The 13,045-nt window shown below is 59.0% G+C and carries 7 protein-coding genes; 6 read left to right on the top strand and 1 reads right to left on the bottom strand.

Features of this window, described 5'->3' with window-relative positions; genetic code table 11:
* Positions 1–12: 12 nt before the first annotated feature.
* Entirely contained in the window at positions 13–1,233 is a 1,221-nt protein-coding gene (locus tag BW970_RS02805; protein WP_083701102.1) for an exonuclease SbcCD subunit D, read from the bottom strand.
* 110 nt (positions 1,234–1,343) lie between these two features.
* Here BW970_RS02805 and BW970_RS02800 point away from each other — a divergent pair, with 110 nt between their 5' ends.
* Genes BW970_RS02800 through pglZ form a run of 6 tightly spaced genes read left to right on the top strand, consistent with a single transcriptional unit; the run spans position 1,344 to position 13,038 of the window.
* Positions 1,344–2,246 carry a BrxR family helix-turn-helix transcriptional regulator gene (locus BW970_RS02800; RefSeq protein WP_076528456.1) on the top strand — a complete coding sequence of 301 codons (903 nt, stop codon included), beginning with the start codon at positions 1,344–1,346 and terminating at the stop codon, positions 2,244–2,246.
* Positions 2,243–2,845 (top strand): DUF1819 family protein, encoded by a 603-nt coding sequence (locus tag BW970_RS02795; protein WP_076528454.1) that lies wholly within the window; start codon positions 2,243–2,245, stop codon positions 2,843–2,845. The genes BW970_RS02800 and BW970_RS02795 overlap by 4 nt, the downstream gene beginning before the upstream one ends.
* A gap of 2 nt (positions 2,846–2,847) precedes the next feature.
* Entirely contained in the window at positions 2,848–3,450 is a 603-nt protein-coding gene (locus BW970_RS02790; RefSeq protein WP_076528452.1) for a DUF1788 domain-containing protein, read from the top strand.
* A 3-nt stretch (positions 3,451–3,453) separates the two neighbouring features.
* Positions 3,454–6,993, top strand: coding sequence for a BREX system P-loop protein BrxC (gene brxC / locus BW970_RS02785; RefSeq protein ID WP_076528450.1), 3,540 nt, complete (start codon positions 3,454–3,456; stop codon positions 6,991–6,993).
* Complete coding sequence (gene pglX, locus BW970_RS02780) at positions 6,993–10,538, top strand: BREX-1 system adenine-specific DNA-methyltransferase PglX (protein ID WP_076528448.1); 3,546 nt, start codon at positions 6,993–6,995, stop codon at positions 10,536–10,538. The genes brxC and pglX overlap by 1 nt, the downstream gene beginning before the upstream one ends.
* The gene (pglZ, locus tag BW970_RS02775) at positions 10,531–13,038 is read left to right on the top strand and encodes a BREX-1 system phosphatase PglZ type A (protein ID WP_076528446.1); all 2,508 of its coding nucleotides are present in this window, start codon (positions 10,531–10,533) and stop codon (positions 13,036–13,038) included. The genes pglX and pglZ overlap by 8 nt, the downstream gene beginning before the upstream one ends.
* The last annotated feature ends 7 nt before the right edge of the window (positions 13,039–13,045 follow it).

The raw sequence follows: 13,045 nt of genomic DNA, 5'->3' as shown, positions 1-13,045 counted from the left end.
CAGAACTCAGCTTCAGATTTCGGACAGGGCATCGCGGAAGGCGGCAAGATGCGCTGCGTCCGGGTTGACGCCGTGGGATTGGTTGAATGCCATCAGGAATAAATCCTCCGGCGAGGTGTCTGCCAGGTTCGGCGGCGGTGTTTCGCGCGTGCTTTCAGCCTCAGACCGCGCAATGGTCAGGCCAGCAAGCCGAACGGGAAGTGCCTCGATCAGCGCTTCGGCCTCGGCTGCCATCTGAGTTATCGGCCTGTCTGCAATGAGGGACAGATAGATAAACGGTTGCGCGTTGCGCGGCGTCTCGGAGTGCAGGTCTAAAGCATTCAGGGCTGAGGCAACTTCCGCCAGCGGCGCGACGCCCGTGGCTGGCAGGCGGTGCATTTGGACGGGCCGAGGCAGAGGGATGTGTCGGGGCGCGAACCCATCGTCGAGATCGAGCAGCGTGACACCATGATCATAGCCGATTTCTGCGGCGGACATTGGGAAGGGTGAACCGGAATAACGTACCCTACCGCCGTCAAGCGATTGCGGCCGGTGCAAGTGGCCAAGGGCAACATACGACAGGGCTGGCGGGAAGATGTCAGGCGGTACCGCGTGCTCGCCGCCGATGAGAATGCGTCGTTCTGCTCCTTCGGATTCGAGACCACCCGAACAGGTAAGGTGCCCCATGGCAATGATTGGCAGTCCGCCAGCTTGTGTCTCCGCGGCACCTGACATGGCAAGATGTAATGCGCGAACCGCGGCGGTAACCGCGGACTCGGCTCCACCGGTCGCCCCGAATTGCAGCCCCGGCAGGTCAGCCTGTCGCAGGAAGGGCACAGCCAGAACGTGCGCCCGTAGTGTTCCAGTTCTGTCACGCAAGGGAATAAGATGGCGCTGCAAATCGACATCCGCAGAATCGCGCCGCAACGTGCCGAGCACATGTACGCCAAGCTCGTTCAGAACGGCCTCGGGTGCCTCAAGCCGCTGCGCCGGATCATGGTTGCCTGCCGTTATCACGATTTGCAGCCGGGGATTTGCACGCAAAAACCCGGCGATCGCGGCATAAAGCAAACGCTGCGCTTCACCTGACGGATTGATGCCATCGAACACGTCGCCGGCAATCAGGAGCGCGTCGACGCCCTCTGTAACAATCACATCGCGCAGAGCGTCACAAAAGACCTGATGCTCATACTCGCGCGACCAGCCATTCAGCGTTTGACCGATGTGCCAGTCAGCAGTGTGCAGAATTCGCATCAGGCCTCTCCCCAGACTTGACAGTTGGATGCATGTCAGAATAGAAAGTATACGGGCAGCGCAAGGTTGTCCATATATTTTATATCCTCGTGAGAGCGACGGGACGAACAATGTTGAAATGGGGTGTCGAGAGGCGGCTGGAGTTCATCGAATTCCGCCTGTTCTGGGAGGGGGGCGTCAATCGCTCTGACCTGATCGATACGTTTGGCGTTTCGGTTCCGCAGGCATCAAAGGATTTGACCCTTTATCAGGAGCGGGCGCCGCTGAACGCGGTCTATGACAAAAGCGCGCGCCGCTACGTTGCCGGGCCAGAATTTCGGCCGGTGTTCCTTGATCCGGATCCGGATGCCTATCTCATGCGGCTGCGCTCAATGGCGGAAGGTTTCGCCGAGCCAGGCTCGAACTGGCTTTCCACCCCGCCTGACATGGATATCGCACTTACTTTGCGCCGTAAGATCGATACCGAAGTTCTGCGTTCAATTCTGGCGGCAGTGCGGGATGGAAGGTCGCTCGAGCTTCACTACCAATCCATGAACCGCGATCGACCCGATCCCGCATGGCGGCGGATCACCCCTCATGCCTTTGGCTTTGATGGTCTGCGCTGGCATGTTCGAGCCTGGTGCCATGAAACGGCTCGGTTTAAGGATTTCCTGCTTTCGCGCGTCCTTGGATACGGCGAGTTCGGTGAGCCCGGTGCCGGTGCGGCTCAGGACAGGCTGTGGCAAGAATCATTCGGCATCATCATTGTGCCGCATCCCGAACTGTCGGCCGGTCAGCAGGCGGTGGTCGCGAAGGACTACAACATGGTGGATGGGCGCGCTGTACTCACAGTTCGCTATGCCATGCTGTTCTATGTGCTCAAGCGGCTGGGGCTCCTTGAAGGGGCAAGGCTGCGAGACCCCCGGACCCAGCATATCGTTGCAGCAGACGAACAGGAGGTTACCGCCGCCCTTGAGCGTGCTCAGCATGAGTTCGATGACGCTGACATGGCAAGCGGGGTCGCGCCCCGATGATGTCTGCCGTACCGAAATACCGGATGTCCTTTGGTGTGGGCGGGCTCATGCTCAATGAGAGCCTCGCGATTGCTCAAGGCTATCAACCCGGCGAAAGCTGGGCGTCTGCTCGTGAGCGCTTGCTGGCCCAAGGCGCGTCGTCCTTGCCCAAACTGGCCTCTCAAACCCGCACGCTTCGTGAAGTGTACGACCGGATAGGTCATCTATCCAATGCCGAACGCGATTACCTGTCGGCAGAGGCTGACCGCGCTGAGCAGCAGGCGATGGTGTGGCTGGCGATCTGCCGGACCTATCGCTTTGTATACGAATTCGCAGTCGACGTGATCAGCGAACGCTACCAATCATGGCGGCTTGACCTGGGTCATGAGGTTTTTGACCGCTTTCTCGCGGAGAAAGCCGAGAGTGATCCTGGCCTCGCTGAGCTTTCAGCTTCAACCTGTGCGAAATTGCGTCAGGTCCTGTTTCGGATATTGCGTGAAGCTGGCTTGAGAAGTGTCGAGGGCAGAATTCAGCCGATCTGGTTGTCGGGGCGCATGAAGCGGCTGATTGAGGAGAGTAATCCGGCGGACTTGCGGGTCTTTCCCGGAAATGGGGGGTAATTGTGGGCACGAAAACTGATCGGCGCGCCCGCGCCGAGCACCTATTCAGGGTAATTTCCAGTGATCGGTTCTTGCAAAAGCAAGGGCTGGGAAACGAGGTTCCCTTTTTCATCTGCGCCTTTGATGCCGAAGACGGACTGAGCCTGGGCGAGGATCGCGAGGATCTGATCGCCCGGCTGGGCCACGCTGGCGTGCGCGTACTCGATATCGATCTCTATGACCTTTCACTCAGTATCCTCGAAGACCGGGGAATCTTCGAGCAGATCCTTGAGGTTGAAGCCGAAACGGAAAAGGCGGAGCTCAAGGAGCTGTTGCAGGGCGTTCTGGACCCGCAGGCGCACCTCATTCCAGAGATTGCGCAGCGCATCGACGACGTCCCGCACGATGTGATCTTCCTGTCAGGCGTAGGCGAGGTTTACCCCTACCTGCGGTCGCACAACGTACTCAACAACCTGCAAAGCACCGCGAAAGACCGCCCGACGGTCATGTTCTTTCCGGGGAAATACACGCACGCGTTGGCGACAGGAGCATCGCTGGAACTGTTCGGCTTGCTGCATGACGACAAATATTACCGCGCGTTCAATATCATGAATTACGAGGTCTGACCGATGGCTACTCTTCTACGTGACATCTTTGCCAAGCCGGTCGACCGTTCGATCGATGGGGTGATCAAGGCTGACGACAAGGCCAGCCTCCTGACCGAGCTCGATGAATATGTCATCACCAACGAGATCGGCGCCCGACTGGAGCAATTCCTCGACGCCTACAACAATTACGATACCGCGAACGGCGTGTGGATCTCGGGCTTCTTCGGATCAGGTAAATCTCACCTGCTGAAGATGCTCGCCCTCCTTCTGGAGAACGACGAGGTCGAGGGGCAGCGCGCCGTCGAAATCTTTGAGCGAAAGCTCGCAGGCAACCCGATGCTGGCGGGGGCCTTGCGCAAGGCAGTGTCGATTCCGTCCCGGTCGGTCTTGTTCAATATCGACCAGAAGGCGGATGTGATCTCGAAGACGGATGTCGATGCGCTTCTGGCCGTCTTCCAGAAGGTCTTTGACGAGATGTGCGGCTATTACGGCAAACTCCCGCATATCGCGCAGTTCGAACGAGATCTGGACAGCCGCGGGAAGCTTGATGCCTTCAAGGCGGCTTTCGAGCAGTCTTCCGGTAAGCCCTGGGAGCGCGGGCGCGAACAGGCTCTGATGGAAGGCAAGCACATTGGCGCCGCCTTCGCCGAGGTCACGGGCGATGAGGTCAAGGATATTCTTGGCCAGTACCGCAAGGATACCAAGGTCTCGATCGAAGATTTCGCCAACATGGTGAAATCGTGGATCGATGCGCAGGGGCCGAAGTTCCGGCTGAACTTCTTCGTTGACGAAGTTGGGCAGTATATCGCCGACAACGTCAAACTGATGACGAACCTGCAGACCATCGCCGAAAGCCTGAACACGAAGTGCAAGGGACAGGCCTGGATTGTTGTCACCGCCCAGCAGGACATGGGTTCGGTCATCGGTGATCTGACGGCGCAGCAGGAGAATGACTTCTCGAAAATCCAGGCGCGCTTCGCCAACCGGATGCCGCTGAACTCCCAGGATGTAGCCGAAGTCATCCAGCGCCGCCTTCTGGCCAAGACCGAGGCCGGTCAGATCACCCTTGGCAATCTTTATGATGCTGAGGAGAACAACCTGCGTACTCTGTTCGATTTCGGCGATAATTCCTTCAAGTTCAGGAACTTTTCCGGAAAGGAGCAGTTCGTCGCGAGCTACCCGTTCCCGAACTACCAGTATGATCTGTTCCAGCGCGCGATCATGGGCCTCTCGCAGCACAACGCGTTTGAGGGCAAGCATAGCTCGGTCGGCGAACGCTCCATGCTGGGGGTGTTTCAGGAGGTAGCCAAGAAGCTGGCGGATACGCCAGTCGGGGGGCTGGCGACCTTCGACCTGATGTTCGAGGGGATTCGCACTGCCCTCAAATCCTCGGTTCAGCAGTCGATCCAGCTGGCCGAGAAGAACCTTGGCGATGATTTCGCCGTTCGGGTTCTGAAAGTCCTGTTCCTTGTGAAATACGTCAAGGAATTCAAGCCGACTGCCCGCAACATATCGATCCTCCTGTTGTCCCGGTTCGAGGCGGACCAGACCGAGCAGCGCCGTAATATCGAAGAGGCTTTGTCGCTTCTGGAACGCCAGACGCTGATCCAGCGTAATGGCGAGGTCTATGAATTCCTCACCAATGAGGAAAAGGACGTCGAGGCCGAGATTAAGGCAATTGCCGTCGATCCCGCCGAGATCGAACGACAGCTCGATGAACTGGCGTTTGGAGCGATCCTTCGTCACGGCAAGATCAAGCATGCCGGCACGGGTGTGGACTATGCTTTTACCCGCAAGCTCGACGGGCACAGCCTGAACCGGGAGCATGAGCTTTCGGTGAATATCGTCTCGCCCTTCAGCGACGATTCCGACGCGCCGGATGTAGTTCGCTCGAACAGCATGGCAAGCGATGAGATGGTTGTCCTGCTGGGGCGTGATGTGCGCTTCACGCGCGATCTCGTCCTCTGGCTCCAGACCGTGAAATTTGCCCGTCAGGTCACCAGCGGTGACGCTCAGCCCGGCCGAGATCGCATCATTGCGGAAAAGCGTGACCAGAATACACGACGCGAAAAGGAACTGGTGCAGCGTCTCCGCACTCTGATCGCGGATGCTCGCCTTTTCGTGCGTGGAGCCGAACTGGAAATCGGAGGTGAAGACCCGCAGGAACGGCTGGTCAAAGGTTTCCAGGTCCTGGTCGACAAGGTCTACACCAGCCTGCCTGTCTTGCGCGGCGCTACCTACACCGAAGCCGATCTTGGACGCGCGGGCCGTATCGATGGCGGGCTTTTCGGCGGCGAAGGCAGCGGTCTGACTGAAGCCGAGCAGGATGTGCTGAATCACGCTCAGGCTCAGATGCGCCTCGGGACGCGAGTCTCGGTCAAGGCATTGGTCGAGAAGTTTGGCGCCAAACCTTATGGCTGGCCGTCCATAGCGGTGCTGTGCCTGACCGCGAGCCTTGTTGCGCGCGGCAAGCTTGAGGCACGGGCCGACAGTGCTCTGCTGGAAGGGGATGCTCTGGTGCAGGGGCTGCGCAACAGCCATGCCCTTGGCAATATTCTGCTCTCTCCGCAGATCGAGTTCACCGGCGCCCAGATCCGCAAATCGCGCGAGCTGTTTCGGGCACTGTTCGATCTGCCCGCCTCGGGCAATGACGCCCGCAGTCTGGGGGCAGAGTGGCAGGTGCAGTTGCGCAAGCTGACCAGCGAACTTGAGAGCCTTGGCCGGCAGTCGGCTGGCTATCCCTTTATTGCGGCCCTCGATCCTCTGCGAACTCTGCTCGACAGCATGCGCGACCAGTCGGCGACATGGTTCATTACCGGCCCGGTTGGACAGGAAGATCAACTGCTGGATGCCAAGGAGGATATCCTCGACAAGGTCCGCAGCTTTATGTCCGGACCGCAGAAGGGCATCTATGACGAGGTGCGGGCTTTCCTGACGGCACAGGATCAGAACGTTGCCTTTGCCGACGCTCCTGCCGCCGATACGTTGCGCCAGGCGCTGGCCGATCCGCAGTGCTTCAAGGGCACCGCGATTCAGGAACTGAAAGCGGATTTTTACGCCCTGAAGGAGCGCATCGAACAAACGGTTCTGGCCGAGCGCAACGCCGTCATCGCGGCGATTGACGAGGTGGCCGAGAAAACCACCCAGACCTCGGAATTCCGTGCGCTACCGCCAGATCAGCAGACGCGTATTCGCGATGAGCTTGCCGCGCAGAAAGCCAGCGTAGCCTCGCAAACCCTGATCCCGGCCTTGCGCAATCGGGCGACAGAGGTGCGTTCCAACCTTCTGGCCGACACGCTGACGCGGATCGCCGAACTGACGCCTGCACCGGCGCCGACGCCCGCGCCGCAGCCCGAACCTGCCGGCGGCGTGGCCGAAGCCCCGGCCAAGCCATATGTGCCGCCGGCACCGGCAAAGCCCCAATATATCAAGGCTCAGTCGATCAGCGTCCCCTTCGCGAAAACCTATCTCGAAGATGAGGACGATGTGACCCGCTACCTCGATGAGATGAAAAAGACCCTGCTGGCCGAGATCGGCGCGGGCAAGAAAGTGATTGTCTGATGGATACCAACGCCCTGAAGAAATTCGCGCAAAGCGCGCGCAACCTGCTGATCGATCAGGTCACTGCCCGGCTGGACATGGTGCTGGCCGAGGGCGCGGCAGCTCGCCGCGAGCATCCCAAGGCGATTGCCAGGCTGGAAGCGGCCGCCAACAGCAACCGCGCCCAGGTGATCGAACAGTCCGCTTATACATGGTTCAACCGCTTCACCGCGCTGCGCTTCATGGATGCGACAGGCCTGACCAACCCGCGCGTCGTATCGCCCGCCGATGGCGCTACCCGGCCCGAGATTCTGGCGGAGGCGATGGCGGGCAATCTACCGGATCGCGCCCGACCGGAGATCGCCGAATATCTGAACGGCACGCGTCCCGCCCATGACGGGCAGGCGGAGGCCTATCGGCTGCTGCTGATCCATGCCTGCAACGAATGGCACGGCGCGATGCCCTATATGTTCGAGCGTGCCGACATGCTCGACCGGGCCGAGGATTATACCGAACTGCTGATGCCCGACGATCTTCTGTCGCCGGACAGCATCCTTGCCCGCCTGCGCGAGGTGATGACTGAAGATGCCTGCCAGGATGTCGAAATCATCGGTTGGCTTTACCAGTTCTATATCAGCGAAAAGAAGGATCAGGTTTTTGCGGGCCTGAAGAAAAACCAGAAGATCACGGCCGAGAATATCCCCGCCGCGACGCAGCTGTTCACCCCGCACTGGATCGTCCGCTATCTGGTGGAAAATTCGCTGGGGCGGCTGTGGCTGCTGAACCGCCCGCAATCGAAGCTGGCGGCGAAGATGGACTATTACATCGCGCCGGAAGAGCCGGAGACGGATTTTTTGCGCATCACCCGGCCCGAGGATATCCGCATCTGCGATCCGGCCTGCGGCTCGGGCCATATGCTGACCTATGCCTTTGACCTGCTCTATGAAATCTATGCCGAGGAAGGCCATGACGCGGCCGAGATCCCCGGCCTGATCCTGCAGCATAACCTGACAGGCATTGAGATTGACGACCGTGCCGGCGCTTTGGCGGCCTTTGCGCTGTCGATGAAGGCGGCGGCAAAGCTGGGGCGGCGGCGGTTCCTGCGGATGGAGGCAAAGCCCGGCATCGTCGTGCTGCAGGACGTGCGCTTCACCCCTGCCGAGATGCAAGACGTGGCCGCCGTGGTTGGCAAAGATCTGTTCACGGATGAACTGCGCGAAACGCTGGGGCAGTTCGAGCAGGCAAAGAACTTCGGCTCGCTGATCGTGCCGAAGCTGCGCGATCCGGCCGAGACGCTGAGGGTGGTCGAGGCGCGGGAGTTTGGTTCCGACCTGCTGCTGAAGGAGGTGCAGGAGCGTGTCGTAGCCGTACTGCGCATGGCCGAGGCGCTGACGCCGAAGTATCACGTCGTGGTCGCCAACCCGCCGTACATGGGCGCGGGTGGTATGAACCAAGAACTTTCTGCATTTTTGGGAGAGCGGTTCAAAACTTCCAAGAACGATCTGATGACCTGTTTTATGGAGCGGTGTACAGAACTAAACCAAAAAAGCGGTTACTGGGGGATGATTAACCTTCCGTCTTGGATGTTCCTCAGTACTTTCGAAAAGTTCCGCAACAGCATGCTTCAGCGTTGCTGTTTTGGCTCGCTCCTTCACCTTGGGCGCGGTATCTTTGGATCAGATTTTGGAAGCGTTGCGTTCGTTTGTAGGTCGTCCACTTCTGGAAACCTGACAGGTAGATATCGAAGACTATTTGAACGACATGTAGATGTTAGGAAGCCCGAAACCATCGAGCGTCTCTTCAGAGATTCTGAATACGGCAGCTTCGTCGCCAACCAAACCAACTTTTTTGACATCCCAGGAACACCGATAGCCTACTGGCTGTCAGATGAGATGCTGCGCACTTTTCGAGAAAGCCGTGCATTAGGGGAAGTTTCTAAGCCGAAACTTGGTATGAGAACCGGAGACAACGACCGTTTCATCAGAGACTGGTTTGAGGTATCGCGACAAAAATCAGAGATGAAAGCAGAGTCCAAAGAGTATGCGATCCAAAGTGCCGCAAAGTGGTTTCCCTACAAAAAAGGCGGCGAGTTTAGGAAATGGTTTGGAAACAACTATTATGTCGTTAATTGGGAGAACGACGGGCTTGAGATAAAGAAGCATACCCTTGAAAAGTACCCACAATTAAGCTGGGATAACTTAGGCTGGAAGATCTCCAATGAGGCAGACTTCTTTAAACCTTCGGTAGAGTGGTCTCGCATCACTTCCGGCGGCCTAAGCTTTCGCTTCAACCCATCTGGAACCATTTTCGACACCAACGGTAGCGCTATGTTTGCAGATACAAAAGTGCTGCAAGATTTGTTGGGTCTTCTTTGCTCTAAGGTAAGCGCCGAAATTGTGCCAATTCTAAATCCTACCATGGCATTTCAGCCTGGGGACTTAGCACGATTTCCAGTTGCCGAGGGCTTAGAAAATAAAACAAATCAAGCTCTGATTGCGTCGTTGATCGAACTCGCCAAATCCGACTGGGACGCCTTTGAAACCTCTTGGGATTTCACCACGTTCCCGCTGCTCTCGCCCGATCACCGAGGCGAAACGCTGGCGGACAGCTATGCCAATCTCCGCGCTCATTGGCAGGGCATGATGGATGAGATGCAGCGGCTGGAGGAAGAGAATAACCGTATCTTCATCGACGCCTATGGCCTTCCTGACGAACTCACCCCCGAAGTGCCGATTGAGGAAATTACCCTCACCTGTAACCCAGCCTATCGCTATGGCATGAAGGGCGCGGAAGAGGAGCGTGAGGCGCGGCTATTGCAGGATACGGTGGCGGAATATCTTCACTATGCCGTGGGCTGCATGTTCGGGCGCTATAGCCTCGACGCCCCCGGCCTGATCCTCGCCAATCAGGGCGAAGGGATCGAGGAGTATCTGGCCACCCTGCAAAAACAAGGCGTTCCGGAACCCAGCTTCGCGCCAGACCGCGACAATGTCATCCCGGTGCTGGACGCCGACTGGTTCGCCGATGATATCGTCACCCGCGCCCGCGATTTCCTGCGTGTCACCTTTGGCGAGGCGAAGTTCCGCGAAAACCTTGCCTTCATCGAGAAGGCACTCGGCAAGGATCTGCGCCGCTGGTTCACGAAGGATTTCTTCGACTATCATGTGCGTCGCTATAAGAAGCGCCCGATCTACTGGATGTTCTCCAGCCCCAAGGGCAGCTTCAACGCGCTGATCTATATGCACCGCTACCGGCCCGACACGGTCTCGGTCGTACTGAACCAATATGTGCGCGAATTCATCCACAAGCTGGAGGTGGAGCGCGCCCGGCTGGAAAAGCTGGCCGTCGATCCTGCAGCCACGCCCGCCCAGCAAACAAAAGCGCAGAAGGAAACGGCTACGGTCATCAAGCAGATAGCCGAGCTGACCGAATGGGAACGCGAAGTCGTCTATCCGATGGCGCAGCAAAAGATCGCCATCGATCTGGATGACGGGGTGAAGCGCAACTATCCGCTGTTCGCCGGTGCTCTGAAGCCGATCAAGGGCCTGGAGGCTGCGGATGACTGACCGCATCACCGCCGGCCTGATGCGGCTCTATGAGGATCAGGGCCATCGCATCGTCTTCTGGTATGACGCCGCCCGCGATCTGCGCGCGGCGTTCGATGCGGTGGACCTGCCCGACGTGACCAAGGTGGAGATCGCCAACAACGAATTCGGCCTGAAATACCGCATGCTGCGGAAGGAACCAAAGGGGCGGTTTCTGCTCTACAAGGACGGCCCCGAGCCGCCGATGCCCGAGAACTGGCTGCTGGATGTGCAACTGGCCAGCGCCGTCTTTCGCGCCGATCAGGCAGCGATCTGGGTGGCGGATCTGGGCATTCCGGCGAAATACGAAGCCGCCGTGCGCGATCACGCCGAATTCTACCGTTCCGGCAAGCGGCTGGAAGCCCTGCGCGCCATCGAGCGCGAGCGCCCGTCACAAAGCGCCAACGATGTTCGCCGCAAGATGCTGGCGGTCTGCGCTGGCGCGGATGGCGACCTCGATACAGTGATCGAGGTGTTGTTGGCCGAGTTGGCAGACGGCCAGGACGATGCGCTGCGGCTCATCGACCGGGTCGGGCTGTCGGAGTTTTTTTGGAAAGAGGTTTCGGCGCGCTATGGCTATGCGGCGGCCGATCCTGATTTCCAGGATTTCGCCATCACGCTGTTTTCTAGCGCCTGGGCGCGGGCCATGGGGGAGACTGCGCCCCTGAATACCGATGCCGCGCTGATGTTCCGTCGCTGGAGCGCCTCGCGCCGGTGGGGTGAGGCGTTCGAGAAGCTGTCGGGCGACTATCAGGATGTGCTGAAGATCAGGGACAATCTCGCCTCGCGCGATTTCCGCGTCCTGATCCCGCATGACCATTTCGAGGAGGTGGACCGGAGGATCGTCGTCGCCATCGTTGAGGGGCTGGCCCAGCAAAGCCTGCCGGCGACAGATGTGCTGAAATGGGTGCGCGACCGCCGTCAGAGCCATTGGTATGGCCGTTACGCCGATGTCTATCAGGCCATCGGCTATGCGACCGAGTTCCAGCAGGCTCTGGCCGAAGCCGACCTGACGATGGCCAGCCTGTCTGATGGCGTAAAGCGCTATTCCGCAAGCTGGTTCCGGCTGGACCAGCTCTATCGCAAGTTCATCTATCACATGCAGAAAAGCGGGCAGTCAGGGCTGCTATCCGCGCTCTATGAGGCGGTCGAGAACCGCTACACCACGAATTTCGTGCTGAAGCTGAACGATGCCTGGCAGGATCAGGTTGCCCGCCTGACGGATTGGACGGTTCCGGGCTTTCCGCGGCAGGTGGATTTCTACCGCGAACAGGCGGCAGAGTTCAGGCGTAAAGACCAGAAGGTCGTGGTCATCATCTCGGACGCGCTGCGCTATGAGGTGGCCGAAGAGGCGCTGCGCGAAATCCGCAAGCTCAACCGGTTTGATGCCGATCTGAAGCCGATGATCGGGGCCTTGCCCAGCTATACCCAGCTAGGCATGGCGGCGCTCTTGCCGCACCGGCAACTGGCGATCCGCGATGACAATGATCTGGTGCTGCTGGACGGCGAGAGCACCATGGGCGCCGCCGCCCGTGAAAAGGCGCTGGCTGCTGGCAGGGCTGGAGACCGGGTAAAGGTTCTGGCGGCGAAGGATTTCATGAATCATGGATCGTCAGAGGGCAAAGACCTCTTCCGGGATCATGATATTCTTTATCTCTACCACAATCAGATCGACGCGATCGGCGACAAGCTCGCCACCGAGGAGAATGTTCCCGCAGCGGCAGAGACCGCCCTCGAGGATCTGGTGAAGCTGGTGCGCAAGCTGACCTCGGCCAATTTCTCGAACATCCTGATCACCGCCGACCACGGCTTCCTGTGGCAGCACAAGGCTTTGGAAGAGAGCGGTTTTGCGCTGAGCGAGCCGGAAGGCGACATCGTTACGCGCAACCGGCGCTATGTGATCGGACGGGGCCTCAGCAGCAGCGGTGGCATGAAGAAGTTCACGGCCGCCCAGCTTGGCCTGGCGGGTGATCAGGACATCCTGATCCCGAACTCGATCAACCGCCTGCGCGTAAAGGGATCAGGCAGCCGCTTTGTCCACGGCGGGGCGAGCCTGCAGGAGATCGTCCTGCCGGTTCTGCGAGTGGGCAAGCAGCGCAAGGAGGATGTCGGGCAGGTGTCGGTGCAGATCATTCCGCCAGCTCGTGCCCAGATCACTACGGGCCAGATCCTAGTTACCTTCTATCAGGCAGAGCCAGTGACCGAGAAGCAGCAGCCCCGGCAGGTGCATGCAGCCCTCTTTGCCGACGATGGAACGCTCATCTCTGACGAAGCCGAGCTGGAATTCGATTTCGCGTCCGAGAACCCGCGCGAGCGTGAGCTATCGCGGAGCTTCCTGCTGTCCAAGGCGGCAGACGCCTATAACAATCAGACAGTCTTCCTGAAGCTGCGTACGCGCATCGGCAAGACCAGCCATTTCGAAGATCACGCTTCGCAGCCGCTGCTGCTGAAACGCGGGATTAGCACAGATTTCGATTTCTGAGGTGCCG

The organism is Gemmobacter megaterium (assembly GCF_900156815.1).
In the GTDB taxonomy this organism is placed as follows: Bacteria; Pseudomonadota; Alphaproteobacteria; order Rhodobacterales; family Rhodobacteraceae; genus Wagnerdoeblera; species Wagnerdoeblera megaterium.
The sequence above is the reverse complement of the archived record's forward strand: the minus strand, read 5'-3'. Positions and strand labels throughout refer to the sequence as shown.